Consider the following 20,971-nt stretch of genomic DNA (forward strand, 5'->3'; position numbering starts at 1 on the left):
TTCATCACACCACTGAGAAGCGCGCCGCGTCGGGGACTTACTTGACCTGGACCTTGAAGGTGGCGCTGATGCTCTCGCCGGGCTTGAGCACGTCGGCAATGGTGATGGTGCCGTCGTTGTTGGTATCCACGCCCGCATAGACGGTGGTGCCGTCCGCCTGGGGAGCCGCCGGGGCCGCCGGGCTCCAGCTGGTGCCGTTGATGCTGTAGAGCACCTTGCCGGTCGAAGTGGTGGTGGCCGCGAAGCTCACGTAGGTGGTGTTGGCCGGGACCGTGTCCTTGAGGACTGCGCCGGTGATGTTGGCGTTGGCCTTATTGGTGCCGGAGATGACGTAGGTCAGCACGTCGCCGGGCTGGGCCTTGGTCTTGTCCACGGTCTTGGTCACGACGGGCGGGGTGCCGTTGCCGCCGACCTTGACGGTATCGTTGGTATCCGGGATGGTGCCGGAGGTGGGCGAGACGGCCTTCTGGTTGATGGTGTAGAGGCCCTGGGCCGAAGCGCACGGCACGGGGATAACGGCAACCAGCTTGAGGGTCGCACCGGGAGCGATCAGCCCGGTGTCCTGGCCGCCCTGCACCGTGGGCAGGGCAACTTCGCCTGCATCCAGGATGCCGTTGGCGTTGGTGTCGGTGTAGTAGGTCACGGTGACGGCCTGGTCTGCGCCACTGGTCAGCTTGACCGTGGTGCTGCCGGAGATCACGAAACGGTCAGGCGCGCCGCCGGTGTTCTTGACGCCCATCGGCAAGAAAGCGTTGGTGGTGTTGGTACAAGTGGGGCCGACATTGACCGCCGTGGGGTCCTTGGGATCGGGGTTGGCCGGGGTGGCCGGAACGGCGGGGGTGGGGTTGGGCTCGGTCCCGGGGTTCTTGGGATCCACGTCGCCGAACTTGGCTCCCGGCAGGTTGACGATGTCCTTGGTGGTATCAGTCTTGGTGGCGTCATTGCCGCTGATCACCGTCAGGGTCACGGTGGGCTGCTTGGTCGCGTCGGCGGAGGTCGCACCCGCGGGCAGCGTCACCTTGACGAGAATGTTAGTGGTCTGGCCGGGGGCCACGCTGGGCGTCTGGGTAAACGGCGTGCCGTCGGGGTTGAGCAGCGCGACGTTGTAGCCAACCGGGAAATCGGTGTTGTTCGGCGTCACCGTGAAGGTGTCGGGGCGGTTGCCGTTGTTCTGGATGGTGTTGGTGAAGGTGATGATGGTGGTGGTGGCAGTGGCGTTGGCGGTCTGGGTGTCTTTGCCGTTCTGGTCAGGCGTGATCGCCACACCCTCGGGCGAGTTGTAGACCGGGGTGCCGCCCGCAGCGGTGGGGTCGTTCTTCGGCCCGATGACGCCGCCGTCCTTGCGGGCGATGGTGGTGGTGTTGGAGTTGTTGGCGTCCACCGGCAGGTTGAAGGTCAGGCCCTGGTCCTTGGTGGGGTTGGGGTTGCGGGTCCCGGTCGGGTCCGCACCGTACTTTTCGGTGTTGAGGGCCGTGGCGGGAACGGTGTACACCTGGTAGAACTTGAAGGTCTGGTCCTGGTTGACGCCGCTGATGGTCGTGATCGGTGCGCCCGCCGCCGCCAATTCAGTCGGGCTGATAAAGCCGTCGGTGTTGGTGTCGGGATTGGCCAGGAAGTACAAGACGTTGGTGCCAGGCTTGACCGTGTTGGTCGGATCAGGCAGGTTGCCCAGGGTGTACGACTCGCCGGGCACGTTGCCGGTGTTGGTGATCTGATAGGGGAAAACCACCACGTCGCCGGGCTTGACGTTGTTGTTGGTCTGGCCGGGCTTGGTGTAGTCCGGCTTGGTCACGTCGGCGCTGCCGTCGTTGGGGGTGAGCACGAAGCTCGGGACCGGCAACACCGTCGTGGTGACGGGGGGTGAATCTACCGGAGGCTGCGGCGTGCCGCCGAAATCCGAGAAGTTCAGGGTGGCGGTGTTGATGATGACGGTGCCAGCGGGGGTGGGGGGGGTGGTGGTCGCCGCGCCTGCCGCGCTCGCGGCCATGGCCGCCATCAAAGAAACAATTGACCAGTACTTTTTCATGTGTTCTCCTCCAAACTCCAAAAAGTGATGCCGCTCGGTGCCTTGCCCGCACTCCAGCGGCGGTGCTGCTCAGGGACCTGCTCCCGACGCCGACTCGGCCCCGCGCTCGCCTGCGTACTCAATTGACTTTCACGCGGAAGCTGAGCTTCAACGTTTCGTCCGCTTTCAAGGTGCCCAGCAGCCAGCGCACATTGGTGTACTCACTGGGCTTGATGTCCCGCGTGACCGATTTGCCGTCCACTGTCTCGGTGCATTTCAGCGGCGCTTCGGCGTAGTCGAGGGCTTTTCCAGCGCACAGGGCCGTGAACTGGGTGGTCCAGCGCTCGTTGGTGGGCGTCACCGAGCCAGCGAACTGGGTGCCCTGCGGCACAGGAATGCCGAGCCTGAGCTTGGTGAGCAGTTTGCCCGAGACGTTCTGGGCCGTGACTTCCTCGATCAGGACTGCGCCTGGCAACACCGACGACGGCGCATTGACGCGCTCCTCGGCAGCCTTGCCGTCTTTCTGAACCGTGCGGATCAGGTCCTGGTCGAGCGTGAGTTTGACAGCGGCGTTGCCCTGGGCAGTGGCCATGCTCCAGAGCGCAGCGCTCAAACCGGCGAGAAGGAAAAGTTGACGCTTCATCAATGTGCCTCCGGAAAACCAAAAAAAACGACAGCCAGGGAAACTGCTTCTCCCCGTTCTGTCGGTCGCGCCACTCGCTCCACATCTGGTAAGGCGCCCGAATAGGCCAGATGTTTCATCGCTCCTGAACGCCCAGATATTAGCGTATTCTCAGAGTCCTCACGCAAGCCCCCCAACGCGAAGTTTTTCATATTTTGGGGGGGGTGGGTGAAATATACGACGAACGAAGATGACTCGCCCGACGAATTCTTCGCAAATACCATCGCCGAAAGCTATATTCTTCACAATTCTGTAGCGTTCTGTAAGACGTCTGTTAGGCCTGGCCCGGCGAGAGTCCGCTTGTCAATGCCCCTTTCTCTCCCATTTCCCCCACCGGTCAGCGAAATATGAGAGGCGGCATAATGTCGCTGCCAATCCCTGAACCCAGTCAAGAGAAGCGGCGAGCAGCCAAGAAATGCCACTCGCCCCCTTCTCGCTCTGACTTCTACCCAGTCAGTTGTTCATCTCCGACTTATTAGAGATTCATTATCTACTCATTTGAGGATGTGGTGGGAAGGTGATGCACCGAACCGGCTCATCCCACTTCAGCCCTCAGGCCCTTCCCTAAACGCCGTAGCGCCCTGTCGCCGCCTTCTCAACAGGCGTGCCGGTGGCCTCGTCAAAGAGATTAATCTCCTCGATGAAGCGCTCGAACAGGTAGCGGCTGTCATGCGGGCCGGGCGAGGCTTCGGGGTGGTACTGCACGCTGAACACCGGGTAGCGGCTGTGGGCCATCCCCTCCAGGGTGTTGTCGTTGAGGTTGAGGTGCGTGGCCACGAATTCGCCGTCGGGGATGGTCGAAAGGTCCACCGCGTAGCCGTGATTCTGGGCAGTGATCTCGACATTGCCGGTGAGCAGGTTCTTGACCGGCTGGTTGCCGCCCCTGTGGCCGAACTTCATCTTGAAAGTCTGTCCACCCGCCGCCAGGCCCAGGATCTGGTGGCCCAGGCAGATACCGAAGGTGGGCAAGAGCCCCATGAGTTCCCAGGCAGTGCGGTGGGCGTAGGTGGGAGCTGCCGGGTCGCCAGGGCCGTTCGAGAGAAACAGGCCATGCGGCTGGAGCGCCATGACCTGCGCGGCGGTGGTCTGGGCCGGAACCACGATCGGCTCAATGCCGACTTCCGAGAGGCGCTCGACGATGGTGTGCTTGATGCCGAAATCCATCAGAACCACCCGTTTGCCGTGCCGCAGCGTGGGAAAGGCATAAGGCAAGGCGGTGGTGACCTCCTGGGTCATGTCGCGCCCGTCGATGTCCTCGTGCTGGCGGGCGCGGGCCACCAATGCCTGCTCCTCCTCCACGCTGAATTCGCCGTAAGGGTCCTCGGGGTGGGTGTGCGAGCGGTGGGCCACCACGCCCTTGACCACGCCGCCCTCGCGCAGCCGCCGCACCAGGGCGCGGGTGTCAATGCCCTGAATGCTGACCACGCCGTGACCTTTCATAAACGATTCCAGCGATTCCTGGGCGCGGTAATTGGAAAAGCCTTCGCTGAACTCGCGCCCGATAAAACCGCGCACGAACGGCTTGTTGCTCTCCATGTCGTAGATGGCGACACCGTAGTTGCCGATATGCGGATAGGTCATGGTGACAATCTGACCGTTGTAGCTCGGATCGGTCATGATTTCCTGATAACCGGTCATCGAGGTGTTGAACACGACCTCGCCCACCGTCTCACCGCGGTGCCCGAAGGCGTAGCCCCGGTAGACCGTTCCGTCTTCCAACGCCAGCACGGCGCGTTCCTTGCGAATCATGGTGCTGCTCCCATATTTCTTCTCCTCCATTCGCGCCTCGCGGGACGCTTTTGATGGTGCGGCGGCCATCATAGCGGGCTGCACCCGGCCCAACCGTGCGCTGCCGCGAGCGGTCCAACTGCTGGCGCAAGTATACAGGGTATGATTTCTTATGCATCCAAGCCAACATCACAAAAAAGCCTACCCGACCGCTTAAAGCGTTCTGGGCAGGTTTTGTTAGGGTCTCTTTGGATAGCCTATTGTCAGATCGCTCGAAATTGATGCATGGAGTTGCATATTCTTTGAATATCTCTATTCCAACTTCACTTGCCCCAGCGGTACGCCACACTGGACTGGCTGGTCACCAGATTGTTCGTGACGCTGCTCTGCGAGGCCATGCCGCCGTAGCGATTGATCAGGTCACTCATTACGGCAGAGACTGGCTTCAGGACACTGCTCATTTCCTGCTGATCGCGGCCGCTCGAATTGGCGGGCAAACTCTTCGTAAAGAGCTTCATCAGTTGTGCGCTGCTGACCTTCTGGGGCGCACGGGCATACTGCCAGCCTGCCGAGGCGCTCAGGTCGAGCTGGGCGGCCTGGAAAGCCGCGTCGTCGGCCAGTCGGGGCGCGGTGTCGGCCAGAGCGGCGGCCAGCGCGACGGGACTGTAGGCGGTGATCAGGTAGCCGTCCTTGAAGGCGTAGACCAGCTTGAGGCGGCCCAGCAGTGCGTCGAGCTGCTTCATGCTCTGCGACAGGCCCGAGGTGGCCGCGCCGAAGGTGAGCGCCGACATTCCGCCCTCCTCCGCCAGCCCCCGCATGCTGGCCGAGTTGGCACTCTTGATCAGCGTGCCCAGCGCTTTGGGCAGGTTGGCGATGGCCTTGTTGAGCGTGGCGGCGTATTCGGGCATGACCGCCTGGGCCGCCGCCATGTCGCTCACTTTCTGGTAGGTCACGCTGTAATCGAAGGCCTTGAGAGGGTCGCTGCCGCCGTACGCTGCCGCCATCCCCCCGGCCAGCGACACCTGGGCGCACTCATCCGCGAGGTAGCGTGAGGACTGCTCCAAATGGCTGGCGAGCTGGCTGTCGGTGAGAAAGCCGAAGGGGTCGAACAGATCGATGCGGGTCAGCCAGCGGGCCGTGTAGGCACTCTGCTCCGGCGCGCAGGCGCGGGCCACCACGCTCTCGGCGCTGGCTGGAATCAGTGCCTGGACACCGAAATCGGTGCTGTGCGTCAGGATGTGGTAGAGCGGCGTGTCCTTGCCTGAAGCGTTGGCGGCGTGGGCCGAGCGGGCAGTGAGACCCGTGGGTGTGGTCGAGAAACCCGCCGCGTACTGTCCCAGCGTATCGATGGCGTCCACAACGGGCGAGAGCAGGCGCGGCAGCAGCACGCGCGCGAGCTGGGCGTGGGCCAGCTTCGCAATAGCCGAGAAATTGAAAAAGAGCGAGAATTCCTGCGCGCCGGTCGCCTGCGTCGGCGTGCTATAGGCCGCCGAACGGTTCAGGCGCGGGGCCACCTTGCCGCTGAGCCGGGCCAGGTAGTTCATCAGCAGGGTCTTGTCGCTCGACAGGTAGACCAGGCCGCGCGCCTGTCCCACGAACAGCCCGTCCTGGCGCACGAAGGGATAAAGGCCCACCTTTGCGCCCGGCTTCTTGGCGATCATCGAGCGGAAAAATTCGCTGGAAAATTCATCGACACGCGTGACAGCCAGCAGTTGCGGCTTAAACCCCTGCGGGGCCGCGCCCACACTGAACACTCCCAGCACCGCTTCCTTGCCCACCGAGCTTTTGAGAATCTGCTGCATGCCGCCCAGCTCGGTCGTCATGTCACCCAGGCCCTGGGCCCCACCCGCCGCCTTCATGACCCCACCGACCAGCCCGGCGAAGCGGTCAATGGCCGCACCGGCGTTGTGGGTTTCCAGGGTGAGGAGCGCTCCGGCAGGGAGTTGATCGGCCAGTCGGGTTGTCTGGGCAGCAGCATTCACGCAAGTCAACAGCAGGGTCAGGGTCAGCAGGTTTTTCATAAGAGAATTCTAAGACAAGCCAGCCCCGTTAGCCGCAGGTTTCTGGCTTTGGCCGCAAGACTGGGCTCAGTCCAACACCCGGTACATGGCGATCTCGTTGCAATTTTCGAAGAAGGCGCAGCGCTGGCACTCGCTCCAGACCTTGGGGTGCAGATTGGTCTTCTCGATTCGCGTAAAGCCGCACTTCTCGAAAAACCCCTGCTGATACGTCCAGGCAAACAGCGCGGGCAGATCGATCTCACGGGCCTCGACCTCGCAGGCGGCGACCAGCAGCTTGCCCAGGCCACGCCCCTGCATGGCTGGATGAATCGCCAGCCCGCGCACCTCGGCCAGATCGGGAGCCAGCATATGCAGGCCGCAAACGCCCGCCAGCCCGCCGGGAGAGCCGTCCAGCGGCTCAACCAGCGCCAGCTGAAAGTCCCGGATGTTCTCGGAAAGCAGCGTGCGTGACCGAACGAGCATCTGGCCTCGCGCCGCCCAGTAGCCGATCAGGGCGTGAATGGCGTCGATGTCCGAGAGCTTGGCCTTGCGGGTGTGGACGGGTGCGTCCGGGTGAATCTCCGGCAGCATGATGGAATCGAGCGCCAGGGTCATAACGCAACCTCAGCCGTAGTGTGCTGGACGGGGAGCGCGGTGGAGGCCGTTTCTGCGTGCCGCGACCCACTCCCTGCCAACATCGAACCCGGCACCATCACGAACCAGGTCGTTAGGACAGTTTGCGCATCCAGGTGGTGCCACCGGGCCGGGTGCCTGCCGCGCGGTAGTGGGCCACTTGCGGAGCGTCGGGCAGATCGCCCATCACGACGGCCAACGGCACCTGCTGGAAGTCGAAGCTCTCCCAATCGCCACCGGTGGAGAACATGTACAGCACCGTGTCGCCGTGCTCGCGGGCATGCTCCACTGCGCTCTGCACCAGTTGACGGCCCAGTCCCTGCCCGCGCGCCGAGGGCACCACAGCGGCCCCGCGCAGCAGTGAAGCCTTGTCGCCGTGCTCCAGGCCGATGGCTCCCACCGGCTGTCCGTCCTGCTCCAGCAGCCAGTAGGTCGTGCCGACCACCATCACGGCGTCGGGGGAAAGGCCCGCGTCCTGCATCACTTTGACGACGGCGGCGTAATCGTTGGGGGTCGCGGGCCGGAGCTGGCCTTGCAGGCTGGTGGTCTGGGTCATGTGAATTCCTCCTGGGAAAGAAACGGTGAAGTGGGTTGAAAGGGCAGCGCGGGGAATAAGCGTAGTCTGCACCCTTACTCGCCTGTTCGTCTAGCACTTGAACTTTGGGCCAGCGTATGGTCAAGCCAGGGTTCACGAATTCACCACCCGTTTCCAGGCCAGTTCGGTGTGAATCCAGCCCCGGCACTCGCCGCTGACAACCTGGGGCGCAGCAGGCAGGGCGGCCAGCACCTCGGCGCTGCTAACCGGCACGAAGCCGAACAGCTGCCAGAACGGCCCAGCGTCGCTGGAAAACAAGTACAGCGCCCGGTCGCCGCGCAAAGAAGCGTAGGTCAGGGCACTCAGGGCCAGCGCCCGCCCCAACCCCTGACGGCGCGCAGCGGGCAACACGCTGGCCGATCTGAGCAGACTGACGCTCCCCTCCTGATTCGGCTCGCCGTGTTCCAGGCCGATGCAGCCCGCCGGAACGCCGTTGAGATCGGCAATCCAGTAGGTGCAGCCCGCCAGCGTGGCGGTGATGGCACTGCGCTCGGTGCTAAGGCCCACCGCCAGAATCAGATCGCGGATGGTGTCCAGGTCGGTGGTTTCGGCCCGGCGAAGATCAATGTGCAGGAAGTTGTAAGCGTCATGGGCAGCAGTCATAGGCAAAACCTCGGCGAGAAGGGCTTGATCAGGGCAATCGCTTCGCTCACTGTCGTCGTCGCTCCTGTTCCTGCACTCGCGCCGCCGCTTTCAGGAAGTAGCGCAGCCCCGCGCCCGCCGCCGCATCGATGTTCCAGCGGGGGATAACGTGCAGGTGAACGTGCGGGATGTGTGCGCCTCCCGCCGGAAACACATTCCAGCCCACCGTGTAACCGTCGGGCTGAGCGGTGGCGTCCAGATGCGCCCGCACCTCGGCCAGGAGCGCGTGGGTGGCGACGGTCTCGGCAGGGGTCAGGTCGAACACAGTCTGGCAGGGCCGCCGGGTCACGATGAAGCCGGAATACGGCAGGCCGTCTGCGTAACGCGAGTCTTGCGAGTAAACGCACAGCTCGTTTTCCAGCAGCAACTCACCGCCCGCAAAATCGGCCCGCGTGGAAAGGGGATTCTCAGCGGGATGGGCCAGCCAATGCGCCCACTCGGTTTGACGCTTGCCCAGCAGCGTGCCGTCCAGCGCTAGGGTGACCTTCATTCCATGGTCCCTGACCCCAGCAACACTTTCGCCGCCTCCACCGCTTCACGCACCCGCACAGGCGCGGTGCCGCCGTAGCTCAGCCGGCTCCTGATGCTTTCCTCGACGGTGAGGCTGCGGGCGATTTCGGCGCTCAGCAGCGGGTGGGCCGACTTCAACTCGGCGTCCGTGAGTTCCCACAGCTGGCGGCCCGAGCGACTCGCCACGCCCACCAGCCCACCCACGACCTCGTGCGCCTCGCGGAACGGCACGCCCTGCCGCGCCAGAAAGTCGGCCACATCGGTGGCGGTGGAGTAGCCACGCGCGGCGGCAGCTTTCGTTTTCTCGGCATGCCAGAGGGTTTTGGGCAGCATCTCGGCATAGAGGCGCAGCACGATAGACAGGGTGTCGTAGCTGTCGAACACGCCTTCCTTGTCTTCCTGAAGGTCCTTGTTGTAGGCCAGCGGCGTGCCCTTGACCACCGTCAGCAGGCCCATCAGGTTGCCGAACACCCGCCCGGCCTTACCGCGTGCCAGCTCGGAAACGTCGGGGTTTTTCTTCTGCGGCATAATGCTCGATCCAGTGGTGTGACTGTCGGGCAGGGTCAGGAAGCCGAACTCGAAGGTGGAATACAGAATGAGTTCTTCAGAGAGGCGCGAGAGGTGGGCGCTGAGGATGGCGCAGGCCGCGAGGAATTCCAGCGCGAAGTCGCGGCTGCCCACCCCGTCGAGGCTGTTGGCGGTGGGACGGGCGAACCCCAGCGCCTCAGCCGCCGCGTGCCGGTTAATCGGCCAGGGCGTTCCGGCCAGCGCCGAGCTGCCCAGCGGAGATTCGTCCATCCGGGCGGCAGCGTCGCGGAAGCGGCCCTCGTCGCGCTCCAGCATGGCCACATACGCCATGAACCAGTGACTGAGCAAGATCGGCTGGGCCACCTGCAAGTGCGTGTAGCCCGGCAGGATCACGCCCTCTCCCCCGTCCGAAGTCAGGTGCTTTTCTGCTTCCGAGAGCATGACGGCCCGCAGTGCTCGCGCCTTGTCCGCGAGGTCGAGCGCCGCCTCTTTGGTAAACAGCCGGAAGTCGAGGGCCACCTGATCGTTGCGGCTGCGGGCGGTGTGGAGCTTGCCTGCCACCGGCCCGATGCGGTCGCGCAGGGCGGCCTCCACGTTCATGTGAACGTCTTCGCGGTCGAGCCGCCACTCGAAGGTTCCGGCGCGGATGTCGGCCAGCACGTCACCCAGGCCACCCTGAATCTGGGCGACTTCCTCGGCGCTGAGAATGCCGACCTGCCCCAGCATCTGCACATGCGCCAGGCTCCCGCGAATATCCTGCTCAGCCAGACGCTGATCGAAACTGACGGAAGCGTTGAAGAGTTCGACGAGGCCGTCGGTGGCTTCAGCGAAGCGGCCTCCCCAGAGTTTCTTGTCTTTGGTCTTGGTCATAGCGTTCCTAGGTTTGCGGAATGGAGTCACGGAATACTGGCGATGTAAGCACGGGCAATCACAAGAAAAAGGACGATGCCCACCGCCGCGCCGCCAGCACCGATGAGGATTACGTCACTCGCAGTGATGCTGGACGAGGAAGACGCCAACTTACACCCACGATTGGTCGCCTCTGACCCGTACTGACGCACATCGGCGACCATAACGGCAGCTCCCGTACAATCGGAAAAAGTTACATAGGCGGAAGCAGGCGTCTGGTCATTGAGGGCACTGAGTGGAAGCGTCGTAGCGGCTGCGAATTTTACTCCGCGCACCACTCGGAGGGGTTGACCTGTCGGACCAGAAATAGAGGGGGCACAGGAAGTCAGTGAGAGAGTAAACACGAGAATCGATAAAAAGATTCGAACAAAGCTCATTTGATCCCGCCTTTATTGACCTTCACCAACACCACTGGCCTCGGACTCGCCGGACTCCGAAACGCATACTCCGCGGTCTCATCGATCATGTATCCCAGCCGCTCATAAAACGGCAGCACATCCAGGTTGTATTGCGACACCGCGAGCAGCATCCGTTCGTAGCCTCGCTCGGCGGCCACCTGTTCGACGGCCCACACCAGCGCTGCGCCGATGCCCTGGCCGCGCCCTTCCGGCAGAGTGGCAAGCTTGTTGAGGGTCAACGTGTGCGGTCCGTCCGGGCGAAAGCTAACGCAGCCCACCGGGCTCTCCTCTGTTCCATTCAAATTTGCCCAGGCCAGGAAGCCGCCGCCGAGTTCCAGACTCCGTGCAATGTCCTGCGCCGTCGTGCGGGTCCAGCTTGAGCGCGGGTCCATGCCAGCAGCCATCATGACCGTGTGGAAGGCAGCGACGTCGTGGGGCAGAGCCGGACGCAGGATAAACTTCACTGGCTGCCGTCCAGCACTAGCCGCATCTCGTTGGTCGCGACAAAACCCAGCTTCTCGTAAAGCGGGCGTCCGTACTGGGAAGCGTGCAAACTGAGGATGCGGATGCCCCGGTGCCGCGTCTCGGCGATGGCCTGCTGCGTCAGAGCACGAGCTAGGCCCCGGCCCCGGTGCTCGGGATGGGTATACACATTTTGCAGGTAACTGCGAAGCGGCTGCGGATCGAGGAAATGCGGTGACCAGTCGTGAATCAGCAGGCCAGCGCCCGCTACGACCTGACCGCCCTGCTCCACGAACCAACCCACATATGTTCCCGCTTGCAAATGCCGCTCGACCCAGGGCGCGAACTGCGCCACCGTTTCCCGGTACTCGGTGCCCATGTCGGTGAACATGGCCTCGCGCTGCGCGGCGATACGTGCCGCGTCGGCGGCGGTGGCTGCGCGCAGCGTATAACCGGAGGGCAGGTTCATACTTCCGCCCGTTCCCAGATCTGCGCCAGGTGGTGCTGCTGGTGCTGAACGTAGTCCTCGGTCAGCCAGCCGAGCGTTACCGGCGCTCCCCCGCCGACGCTCAGCGTGTGGGAAAGCGCCCCAGGAAGCAACCGGTCGATGAGGTCTCCCAGTGCCGTTTGATAGCTGTCCCAGAGCCCCAGCACCTCGGCCCAGGTCTGGTCCTGCCAGCCGCCCAGACGTACCCAGACATTCTGGTCGTAGCCGGGCAGCTCCAGCCCGCTCTCGGCTGCCGCCCGAATGAAACGGGCGTGGTTGTTCACCCCACTGTCGATCAGGTGCCCCAGCACCTGCTTGGCGCTCCACACACCCTCGGCAGGCTTGAAGCTGGCCCGCTCCTCGCTGACGGCTTGCAGACGCGGCACCGTTTCAGCCACCAGTTCACGCAGCTTCATGCTCAGTCCTTCTGCTTGGCCTTCGCCTCGACCCGCGCCTGGACCCGCATCCTGAGGGCGTTGAGCTTGATGAAGGCTCCGGCGTCGTGCTGGTTGTAGTCGCCGCCCGCCTCGAAACTCACCAGGTCTTTGTCGTAGAGGCTGCGCTCGGCCTTGCGCCCCACCACACCGCAATTGCCCTTGTAGAGTTTCAAGCGGGCCGTGCCGGACACGCTCTGTGCCACGTGATCGATGTAGACCTGCAAGGCCTCGCGCTCGGGGGCAAACCAGAAGCCGTTGTAGACCAGTTCGGCGTACTTGACCCCCAGGGCGTCGCGCTGGTGCAGCACTTCCCTGTCCAGCGTCAGGCTCTCCACAGCGCGGCGGGCGTGGTAGAGCAGCGTGCCGCCGGGCGTTTCGTAGACGCCGCGCGACTTCATGCCCACAAAGCGGTTCTCGACGAGGTCGATGCGGCCCACACCGTTGCGTCCACCGATCTCGTTGGCTTTCTCCAGCAGTGCGGCGGGCGAGAGCGGCTCACCGTTGATGCTCACCGGGTCACCGTTCAAGAAGTCCACGTCCACGTACTCCGCCTGATCCGGCGCATCTTCGGGCGAAACGGTCAGCTTGAACATGTGGGCGGGCGGCTCGGTCCAGGGGTCTTCCAGAATGCCGCCCTCGTAAGAGATATGCAGCATGTTGGCGTCGGTGCTCCAGGGGTCTTTCTTGGTGGTCGGCACCGGGATGTCGTTTTCGTGGGCGAAGGCCTCGAGATCGGCGCGGCCCTGAAAATCCCAGTCGCGCCAGGGAGCCACCGTCACGATGTCGGGCTTGAGGGCGTAGGCGGTCATCTCGAAGCGGACCTGATCGTTGCCCTTGCCGGTCGCGCCGTGCGACACCGCCACCGCGCCCTCCTTCTCGGCGATTTCCACCATCTTCTTGGCGATCAAGGGGCGGGCGATGCTGGTGCCGAGCAGGTAATAGCCCTCATACAGCGCCGAGCTGCGAAACATCGGGAACACGTAGTCGCGCACGAACTCCTCTTTGAGGTCCAGCGCGTAGGCGGCCACCGCGCCGGTTCTGAGGGCCTTGAGGCGGGCTTCTTCCACCTCGTCGCCCTGCCCCAGATCGGCGGTGAAGCACACCACGTCGTAGCCGCGTTCGGTTTGCAGCCATTTGAGGATGATGGAGGTGTCGAGGCCGCCGGAATAGGCCAGCACGATCTTGGGCTTGACGGCGTTCGCTTCGGGTTTTTTCTCGGTTTGTGTCATGTTCGTATTCTCCCAGACAGTACGGTGCAAAGCGGCGGATGGGCCTGAAAACCACAGCACGCCGCCCGGCACTGGTCTTGTCCGCCCGCTTCACAAAGAGCGGGTCGGGCAGAATCAGCGTCGGGCGGCGGGGGTTAGCATTAGCTACGTATGGTTATACAGCTTTGCCGCATAGCTATGCAAGCGTGCGTCGCCTTCCGCACACGGCAGAGGGCCACGATCTGAAGAGCCAGCTCTCCCAGGCTGCCTGATTCCCACTTCTCTGCTCACCTGACCGGGTGACGATCAACCTGTCAAGCTGTGCTTCAGGGCTGCCCCTGCTTTCGACCCACGTTCCACGGAGGTCAGTTTATGAAACCCCTGTATCTGGCCGCTCTGCTGACGCTGAGCAGCTCATCCGCACTGGCCGCGACGTATACCAGCGTCAGCATTGCCCTCAAGCAGGAACTCGGCTCGCTGGTGGTGAACCCGAACAACGCCACCTCACCCGTGCTGGGCGTGCGCAATCCACCGATCAAGAATGGAGTCGCCTACGTGGGCGCGTCCCACTCACAGGGGGACTGGGCCATCGGGCTGAGTCCGAAGCTGCCGCTCAGCCTGATTCTGGACCGAACCCAGGGCGACGCCCAGCTTGATCTGCGCTCGCTGAAGCTCACAGCCCTGAGCCTCAAGCAGACGCTGGGCAACCTCGACATCAAGCTGCCCGCCGCCAACCTGAAGGCCACGCTCGACCAGCAGCAGGGCGACACCACCCTCATGCTTGCACCGAACACCGGCATTCGGGTGGATGTCAAATCGTTCAAGCAGGGTACCCTGATCATCGGCGGCAAGACTGTCGCAGACGGGCTGTCGTTCGACGGCAGTTACCAGAGCGCCAACTACACGGCCGCCCGCTACAAGGTCGAGCTGACCGTCACCAAAGAGCTCGGCAGCCTCACCATTCGCTAGCGCCCCGCTCAGCTTCCCAGAAACCGTCCCAGCCGCCTGAGCGCTTCCTCGATTTCCAGCTGGGACTTGCAGAAGGCCAGGCGCAGCATTTCCGGTGGCGCGGCATGGGTGCGGTAAAACGCGTCCAGCGGGATGACCGCCACCCCGCCCTCGGTGACGAGGCGCTCGGCATTCACCCCCGTCAGACGGGCCGTCAAAAAATAGGTGCCCTGCGGCGTGAATACCTCCGCCCCGAGGTCACGCAGGCCAGCGGCAAGTGTTTCCATGCGGGCACGGTAGCTGGAGCGCAACGCCTCGTAAAAGCCGCTGGTTCGCGCCGTGCCGAGCGCTTCAGCCACCGCCGCCTGCAAGGGAGCCGGGGCACAGAACGTTGTCCACTGGTGCAGCCCCGCGACTTCCGGGGCAACACCCTGGGGCGTCAGAATCCAGCCGATCCGCCAGCCGGTGGCGTCGAGCCGCTTGCCTGCACTGCCCACCGTGAACGTGCGCTCGGGGGCCAGTGTTCGCAGCGACACGGGCCGCTCGGCGTAGTACAACTCGTCGTAGACCTCGTCGCTGATCAGCCAGAAGTCGTGCTGACGGGCCAGATTAGCGATCTCCTGCAACTCGGTCAGGCTCAGCACGCTGCCGGTGGGGTTGAAGGGACTGTTGACGATCAGCGCCCTGGTGCGCGGCGTTACAGCGCGGCGCAGTGCATCAATATCCAGTTGCCAGCCTGCTGCCGAGAGGGTCAGCGGCACGCCGACGAAGGTCGCCCCCACCATCACAGTCTGAGGACGGTAGATGTCGAAGACCGGCTCGAAGGCGATCAGCTCGTCGCCGGGACCGTAGAGCGTCTGGGCCAGCGCGAACATCGCCTCGGTGGCCCCGCAGGTGATGACCACCTGACTCGCCTCGGCCCCCAGGTCGTGGGCCACCGCCTCGCGCAGCGCGGGCAGCCCGATCGGCGGCGAGTACTGGTCGACGGTGCCCACCGCGCGGCGGGCAGCGTCCAGCAAAAAATCAGGTGGTGGCGTGCTGGGAAAGCCCTGGCCGAGGTTGACTGCGCCGTGCTGGGCGGCGAGGCGGCTCATGCGCGAGAAGATGCTCTCGGCAGACAGACGGGTGCGGTCGTGCAAGCTGGGCATAGGATCAGTCTGCGCCTCTCGGCGCGCGGTCAAGCGGCAGCGTCCAGACAAAAGCAGCCGGATACGGGCCCACAAAAAAAGTCCCCACCACTGGGGCGGGGACTCGGAGCTGAAAGCGATCAGGGCAACTGGTAATCCAGGCCGATACGCACACCGGTGCCGACGCCGACGCCAGTGCCAGCGCCGACCGAGATCCGGACACCTGCGTTCAGCTCACCAAAGACGCTCAACGGGCCGCCGACAATGTTGTACTTCAGACCCGCCAGCGCGTGGGGATAGATAGAGACGCCGGTGAAGCTTCCCAGCCCCACGCCCGCGCCCAGGCCAAAGCCGTAGTAAGGTGAGAGGCCGCCGAAATTCTGGCTGCTGAGATCGCTGAGGTAGTCCACGGTGCCGCCCACCGAAACCTGGCCGAAGTTGAAGTTCAGGGCGTCGAGGTTGAGGCCGTAGCGCACGGCGGAGGTGTCGGTCAAATCGCTCTTGTAATGCACCGACAGACCGGACCCGACCGAACCGCCTATATAATTGGCCGCTGAGGCCATAGAGGCTGATGCCAGGATCAGCGTCGTTACTTTCAGAAGGTTCTTCATGTCAGGCAGTATGGTTCACGGCCCCGGCCCACTGCGCATATATCTTCTTAATGCTGAACCGCCGAACGCTTGCATTTTATTCTCGGACGTTGCCGCGCAGAGCTGCCAGCAGCGCCGCTGGATCGCTGTACACTTCGCCGGACAAATCGGTGTTTCCACCGCAGCGAAGCAGCGCGCAGCGTACCCCTGCCTTACGGGCCGCCTCGGCGTCGTAGACGGTGTCACCCACCATTAGGGTTTCGTCCGCTGTTGTCCCGAGCTTCTTGAGGGCCACCCCGAGGATGTCGGCGTCGGGCTTGCTGGATTCGACCTCGCTGGAGGTCACGCGCGAGCCGTTGAGCTGCTCCAAGCCCAGGTGCTGCAACTCCTTCTCCACGATCTCATCCTCGCCGCTGCTGCCCAGCATGATCTTGAGGCTCAGTTCTCTCAGTCCGGTGACCAGCTCGGCTGCGCCGGGGGTGGCTTTCAGGGTGGCAATCATGGGCTTGAAGGCTTCTCCCCAGCCTTTCGTGAGGGCCTTGCCCACATCGCTCTCGGCGTCAACGCCCGTCAGCTTGGGCACCACCTTGTCGCCGCCCATCCCCATCAGGGGCCGCACCTGTTCAAAGGAAACGTCAAAGCCGTGCTGCTGAAAGGAGGTGACCCAGGCGCGGGCGTGGGCGTCGTTGCTGTCGATCAGGGTGCCGTCGAGATCCAGAATGACGGCACGCAGAGAAGAACGGGTCATGAACGCAGGCTAGCGGACAGGCGTGGCCCGGCAGCACAGACCGGGTTGCGAGAACGTTGAGGCAACCTGGCCCGCAGTCTCAGCGCTTCAGCGGTTATCGCCGCGACGGGCGGCTTCGGCACTGGCTTGCAAATCATTCTGCAAGCGGCTAATATATTGCAAATCCAAATACAGATCGCGTCCGCCCTTCCCAGGCACGTCCGGTTCGCACCTGTCCGGGCTGGCCTCGTCCTTTCAGGTTGTCCTCGCCAAGGAGCCGCCCATGTCGCCGATCCGTTTTGACCACACCCAGTTTTCGCCGAACCTGGATTCAGCCGACGCCCGGCTTACGGTCCAAGCTGCACAGGGCTGCGTGATCTATGCGCCTTGAGCGCGCCGAACTGCGGCTGGTCTCGCTGCCGCTTCTGAAGCCCTTTCGCACCTCGTTCGGCGAGATGACCGACAAGACCTTCGTGCTGCTGCGGCTGTTCGGCGAGGGTCTGGAAGGTGTGGCCGAGGGCGTCATGGACGTGCGCCCGGATTTTCGCGAGGAAACCATCAGCGGCGCGCTGGCCTTGTTGCAAGAAACCGTGTTGCCGAGTGTGCTGGGCCAGGAATTCACCAATCCCGAGCACCTGATGCGCTCCCTGGCGGGCATTCGCGGCAACCGCATGGCGCTGGCGACCCTGGAAATGGCCTTCTGGGACCTGTGGGCCAGGAGCCTGGGCTTGCCCCTTTCCAGCGTGCTGGGCGGCGTCAGAAGCGAGGTGGCGGTGGGGGTGTCGCTGGGCATTCAGCCGAGCATTGAGGCCACCGTGGACAGTGCCACGCGCCACGCTGAGCAGGGCTACAAGCGCATCAAGCTCAAGATTCAGCCGGGCTGGGACGTCAAGATGGTGCGGGCGGTCAAAGAGGCCCTGGGCGAGTTGCCGGTCACGGTGGACGCCAACGCCGCCTACTCTCTGGCCCACATCAACGTGCTGCGCGAACTCGACACCCTGGGGCTGGATTACATCGAGCAGCCGCTGGCCTGGAACGACATGCGCGACCACGCCAAGTTGCAGGCGCTGATGCACACCCCGCTGTGCTTGGACGAGTGCATCACCTCGGCGCAGGACGCCCGCAAGGCGCTGGAAATGGCCGCCTGCCGCTTGGTGAATATCAAGGTGGGGCGGGTCGGCGGGCACCTGGAAGCGCGGCGCGTCCACGATGTGGCCGCCTCGTTCAGCGCCCCGGTCTGGTGCGGCGGCATGCTGGAAAGCGGCGTGGGCCGCGCGCACAACATCCACCTCGCCACCCTGGAGAACTTCACCAAGCCCGGCGACACCAGCAGTTCCTCGCGCTACTGGGCACGCGACATCATTCACGAGCCGCTGGAAACGTCGGGTGGAATGATGGCGGTGCCCAAGGGCGCGGGCATCGGCGTGACGCTGGATCTGCCGTTTCTGGACAGCGTCACCCGCATGAAGGTGGACGTGACGCCGGAGCGGCGCGCCGTGGCCGGAACCGCGACATGAACCCGCTCACCTCCCTGAATATTCGGGAGCTGAGCGGATTGGGCGAACTCGAACAGACGCCGCCCCTGGCCCGGGCCGTCTGGGGCCAGGACGACCGGCCGGAAGATCCCAGCTTGCTGCTGGCGGTGCAGCATATCGGCGGCCTGGTGGCGGGCGCGGTGGACGAGGAGGGGCAGATGTGGGCTTACCTGGTCGGTCTTCCCACCAAAGACGCCGACACCCAGCACTCGCACCGCCTGGGCGTGCATCCGGGTGTTCGCAAGCAGCATCTGGGCGAGCGGCTCAAGCGTTTTCAGCGCGAGTGGTGTCTGGAGCGCGGCATCAGGCAGATTCGTTGGACCTTCGACCCGCTCCTGCTGGTCAACGCCCACCTCAACGTTCACCGGCTGGGCGCAGTCGTGCGAACCTTCCTGCCCAACTATTACGGCGTGATGGGCGGCATCAATGCGGGCGCACCTTCCGACCGTTTCGAAGCCGAGTGGCCTCTGGACGGTGAGCGGACGGCGGCGCATCTGGCCGGAGCCGCCCGTGAGGTCTGGCCCGAAGACACCTTCCACCCCCTGCGAGACGACTTGCCCAGCAAGTTGCCCGCAGCGCTGGCCATCTGCGTCCCGGCGGACTTTTACCGCTTGCTGCGCGAGGACAACGCACAGGCGCTCGACTGGCGGCGCACGACCGGGCCGCTGCTGACCCGGCTGTTCGCGGAGGGCTACACCCTGACGGACGTGAGTCTCAGCCGCCAGCAGTACCTCTTCGAGCGCGGTCGGGATGACCACGGGGCCGAATGCTGAACTTCGTCATTCGCCGCCTGTTGACGCTGCCGCTGATCATGCTGGCGGTGACGTTCCTGATCGTGCTGGTGATGCAACTCATTCCGCCGGAGCAGCGGGCGGTGGCCTTTACCACCAATTTGCAGCAGCTGGGCCGGGTGCAGGAGATCATCAAGACCAACCATCTCGACGGCAGCGTCTTCGAGCAGTACTGGCTGTGGCTGGGGCAGGCGCTGGGCGGTAACCTGGGCTTCTCGCGCACCAGTGGGGAGACGGTGGTGGCGACGCTGCTTTCCCGCTTTCCCGCCACGCTGGAGCTGACCCTCTTTACGCTCGTGCCGCTGGTGTGGGTGGGCGTCTGGCTGGGCGGACAGGCCGCCGTCCACCGCAACCGCCTGCCCGACGCCGTGATCCGCATCATCGCCGTGCTGGGCTACAGCATTCCCAGTTTTGTGCTGGGGGTCTGGCTGCTGGTCATTTTTTACGGCGCGCTGGACTGGCTGCCCGGCACCGGCAACATCAGTAACGACAGTGCCGTCTTGCTGATGACCGGCAGCGTGCGCCACGTCACCGGCCTGGTCACCATCGACGCGCTCCTGAGCGGGCGGCTGGACGTGTTGTGGGACGGCCTCAAGCACCTGATCCTGCCTGCCTTCACTTTGCTGGTGGTGGGCATTCCAGCACTGATCAAGGGAACCCGAGCCAGCATGATCGACGCGCTGCACAGCGATTACATCCGCACCGCCCGCGCCAAGGGCATCACCGAGCGCACGGTCATTCACAAGCACGCCCGCCGCAACGCGCTGCTGCCAGTGGCGACCCTGATCAGCCTGAGCGTGTCGGGCCTGCTGCAAGGCGCGGTGCTGGCCGAGACGCTCTACGGCTATCCCGGCGTGGGGGCCTGGGCGGCCCAGGCGGCGGCGGCGGGCGACCTGCCCGGCGTGCTGGGCTTCGCGCTGATGGCCGCGACCATCGTGGCCGTCATCAATCTGCTGACCGATCTGGCCTACACCGTCATCGATCCGCGCGTGAGGTATGCATGAGCGCCGTGACGCCCAACTCGGCCCAACGCGCTTCAAGACCCGCCTCGCGCTCGGTGCTGGCCCGCACTTTCCGGCGTAACTTGCCCGCCCGGGTGGGGGCTGTGCTAATCGGCCTGTACGTGCTGGTGGCGCTGCTGGCCCCCGTGCTGGCCCCGCCGCAAGGGAACTGCCGCCGGGCGCTGACGCTCTCCGAAACACAGGTGGTGCCCGGCCCGGCGGCGTACCTGCGCGAGCTGCTGGCTCCGCCCGCCGAGTGCCTCCAGATGCCGCGCCAGGGCTTCGCGGCCCAGCCCAAACCGCCCGAGACCGGCACGCCTCTGGGCAGCGTGGGCGGCTACGACATTCGCTACGGCCTGGTGTGGGGCACCCGCACGGCCTTCTTCCTGGGCATCGCGGTGGTCGCCATCACCGTGACGGTGGGCGGCTTCATCGGGCTGGCGGCGGGCTTTTTCGGAGGGTGGCTGGACAACATCTTGATGCGGCTCACCGACATCACCTTCGCCTTTCCCGGCCTGATTCTGGTGCTGGTGCTGGTGGCCGCGCTGGGGCCGGGGCTGCAAAACATCATCATCGCGCTGAGCTTGGTGTCGTGGGCGGGGCTGGCCCGCGTGCTCAGGTCGGAAGTCCTGCGGCTGCGGGAACTGGACTACGTGGCGGCGGCGCACGGCCTCGGCAGCCAGCGCTGGCGAATTGCCCTGCGCCACGTGCTGCCCAACGCGCTCGGGCCGGTCTTCAGCATCGTGGTGCTGGAAATGGGCAGCCTGCCGATCGTGGCCGGGGCACTCTCCTTCCTGGGCCTGGGCACGCCGCTGGGCTTCGCCGACTGGGGCCAACTCATTGCCTTGGCCCAGAAGTGGATTCAGGGACCGCCGGGCGAGCCGTTCGCCTACTGGTACGTCACCCTCTTTCCGGGGCTGTGCATCGCCCTTTACAGCCTCGGCTGGAACTTGCTGGGCGACGCGCTCGGCGAGCAGCTCGATCCGCGCAACCGCTGAACACCCGCCTTTCTTCTTCCGCCTTTTGGA

22 protein-coding genes and 1 riboswitch are annotated in these 20,971 nt (G+C 64.4%); of the genes, 5 read left to right on the forward strand and 17 right to left on the reverse strand.

Annotated elements, in window-relative coordinates:
* Positions 1-37: 37 nt before the first annotated feature.
* The 14 genes from GUI70_RS08275 to GUI70_RS08340 form a co-directional block, all read right to left on the reverse strand.
* Positions 38-2,026, reverse strand: coding sequence for a DUF11 domain-containing protein (locus tag GUI70_RS08275; protein WP_161881836.1), 1,989 nt, complete (start codon positions 2,024-2,026; stop codon positions 38-40).
* A 118-nt stretch (positions 2,027-2,144) separates the two neighbouring features.
* On the reverse strand, positions 2,145-2,597 hold the full coding sequence (locus GUI70_RS08280) for a hypothetical protein (protein ID WP_161881837.1): 453 nt from the start codon (positions 2,595-2,597) through the stop codon (positions 2,145-2,147).
* 101 nt (positions 2,598-2,698) lie between these two features.
* Positions 2,699-2,783: riboswitch (cyclic di-GMP riboswitch) on the reverse strand.
* 468 nt (positions 2,784-3,251) lie between these two features.
* Positions 3,252-4,436, reverse strand: coding sequence for a glutamine-hydrolyzing carbamoyl-phosphate synthase small subunit (gene carA / locus GUI70_RS08285; RefSeq protein ID WP_161881838.1), 1,185 nt, complete (start codon positions 4,434-4,436; stop codon positions 3,252-3,254).
* A gap of 302 nt (positions 4,437-4,738) precedes the next feature.
* The gene (locus GUI70_RS08290) at positions 4,739-6,436 is read right to left on the reverse strand and encodes a hypothetical protein (protein WP_237724790.1); all 1,698 of its coding nucleotides are present in this window, start codon (positions 6,434-6,436) and stop codon (positions 4,739-4,741) included.
* A 66-nt stretch (positions 6,437-6,502) separates the two neighbouring features.
* Complete coding sequence (locus GUI70_RS08295; protein ID WP_161881839.1) at positions 6,503-7,030, reverse strand: N-acetyltransferase; 528 nt, start codon at positions 7,028-7,030, stop codon at positions 6,503-6,505.
* Between the two features lie 112 nt (positions 7,031-7,142).
* Positions 7,143-7,604 (reverse strand): GNAT family N-acetyltransferase, encoded by a 462-nt coding sequence (locus GUI70_RS08300; protein ID WP_161881840.1) that lies wholly within the window; start codon positions 7,602-7,604, stop codon positions 7,143-7,145.
* A gap of 132 nt (positions 7,605-7,736) precedes the next feature.
* On the reverse strand, positions 7,737-8,246 hold the full coding sequence (locus GUI70_RS08305; RefSeq protein ID WP_161881841.1) for a GNAT family N-acetyltransferase: 510 nt from the start codon (positions 8,244-8,246) through the stop codon (positions 7,737-7,739).
* A gap of 46 nt (positions 8,247-8,292) precedes the next feature.
* Entirely contained in the window at positions 8,293-8,775 is a 483-nt protein-coding gene (locus GUI70_RS08310) for an HIT family protein (RefSeq protein ID WP_161881842.1), read from the reverse strand.
* The gene (argH, locus tag GUI70_RS08315; protein WP_161881843.1) at positions 8,772-10,193 is read right to left on the reverse strand and encodes an argininosuccinate lyase; all 1,422 of its coding nucleotides are present in this window, start codon (positions 10,191-10,193) and stop codon (positions 8,772-8,774) included. Before argH ends, GUI70_RS08310 begins: the two co-directional genes overlap by 4 nt.
* Before the next feature lie 26 nt (positions 10,194-10,219).
* A complete protein-coding gene (locus GUI70_RS08320) occupies positions 10,220-10,396 on the reverse strand; it encodes a hypothetical protein (RefSeq protein WP_161881844.1) in 177 nt (58 codons plus the stop codon).
* A gap of 209 nt (positions 10,397-10,605) precedes the next feature.
* Positions 10,606-11,094 carry a GNAT family N-acetyltransferase gene (locus GUI70_RS08325; RefSeq protein ID WP_161881845.1) on the reverse strand — a complete coding sequence of 163 codons (489 nt, stop codon included), beginning with the start codon at positions 11,092-11,094 and terminating at the stop codon, positions 10,606-10,608.
* Positions 11,091-11,561 (reverse strand): GNAT family N-acetyltransferase, encoded by a 471-nt coding sequence (locus GUI70_RS08330; RefSeq protein WP_161881846.1) that lies wholly within the window; start codon positions 11,559-11,561, stop codon positions 11,091-11,093. Before GUI70_RS08330 ends, GUI70_RS08325 begins: the two co-directional genes overlap by 4 nt.
* Positions 11,558-11,995 (reverse strand): DinB family protein, encoded by a 438-nt coding sequence (locus GUI70_RS08335; protein WP_161881847.1) that lies wholly within the window; start codon positions 11,993-11,995, stop codon positions 11,558-11,560. Before GUI70_RS08335 ends, GUI70_RS08330 begins: the two co-directional genes overlap by 4 nt.
* Positions 11,996-11,997: 2 nt before the next feature.
* Complete coding sequence (locus GUI70_RS08340; RefSeq protein WP_161881848.1) at positions 11,998-13,245, reverse strand: argininosuccinate synthase; 1,248 nt, start codon at positions 13,243-13,245, stop codon at positions 11,998-12,000.
* A 351-nt stretch (positions 13,246-13,596) separates the two neighbouring features.
* On the opposite strand from GUI70_RS08340, the gene GUI70_RS08345 reads away from it, so the two are divergent.
* Positions 13,597-14,193 (forward strand): toast rack family protein, encoded by a 597-nt coding sequence (locus tag GUI70_RS08345; protein WP_161881849.1) that lies wholly within the window; start codon positions 13,597-13,599, stop codon positions 14,191-14,193.
* An 8-nt stretch (positions 14,194-14,201) separates the two neighbouring features.
* On the opposite strand, the gene GUI70_RS08350 is transcribed toward GUI70_RS08345, so the two are convergent.
* From GUI70_RS08350 to GUI70_RS08360, 3 genes are all read right to left on the reverse strand, one after another.
* On the reverse strand, positions 14,202-15,320 hold the full coding sequence (locus tag GUI70_RS08350) for a pyridoxal phosphate-dependent aminotransferase (RefSeq protein WP_161881850.1): 1,119 nt from the start codon (positions 15,318-15,320) through the stop codon (positions 14,202-14,204).
* A 119-nt stretch (positions 15,321-15,439) separates the two neighbouring features.
* Entirely contained in the window at positions 15,440-15,910 is a 471-nt protein-coding gene (locus GUI70_RS08355) for a hypothetical protein (protein ID WP_161881851.1), read from the reverse strand.
* 76 nt (positions 15,911-15,986) lie between these two features.
* Complete coding sequence (locus tag GUI70_RS08360) at positions 15,987-16,637, reverse strand: HAD family hydrolase (protein ID WP_161881852.1); 651 nt, start codon at positions 16,635-16,637, stop codon at positions 15,987-15,989.
* 359 nt (positions 16,638-16,996) lie between these two features.
* Between GUI70_RS08360 and menC the strand changes: the two genes are divergently transcribed.
* From menC to GUI70_RS08380, 4 genes are read left to right on the forward strand one after another with little or no spacing between them, the layout of a single operon-like run.
* Positions 16,997-18,133 (forward strand): o-succinylbenzoate synthase, encoded by a 1,137-nt coding sequence (gene menC, locus GUI70_RS08365; RefSeq protein WP_161881853.1) that lies wholly within the window; start codon positions 16,997-16,999, stop codon positions 18,131-18,133.
* A complete protein-coding gene (locus GUI70_RS08370) occupies positions 18,130-18,924 on the forward strand; it encodes a GNAT family N-acetyltransferase (RefSeq protein ID WP_161881854.1) in 795 nt (264 codons plus the stop codon). Before menC ends, GUI70_RS08370 begins: the two co-directional genes overlap by 4 nt.
* Positions 18,918-19,946 (forward strand): ABC transporter permease, encoded by a 1,029-nt coding sequence (locus GUI70_RS08375; protein ID WP_161881855.1) that lies wholly within the window; start codon positions 18,918-18,920, stop codon positions 19,944-19,946. Before GUI70_RS08370 ends, GUI70_RS08375 begins: the two co-directional genes overlap by 7 nt.
* Positions 19,943-20,941, forward strand: coding sequence for an ABC transporter permease (locus GUI70_RS08380; protein ID WP_161881856.1), 999 nt, complete (start codon positions 19,943-19,945; stop codon positions 20,939-20,941). The genes GUI70_RS08375 and GUI70_RS08380 overlap by 4 nt, the downstream gene beginning before the upstream one ends.
* Positions 20,942-20,971: the final 30 nt, after the last annotated feature.

It is taken from the genome of Deinococcus alpinitundrae (assembly GCF_009982895.1).
GTDB lineage: Bacteria > Deinococcota > Deinococci > Deinococcales > Deinococcaceae > Deinococcus > Deinococcus alpinitundrae.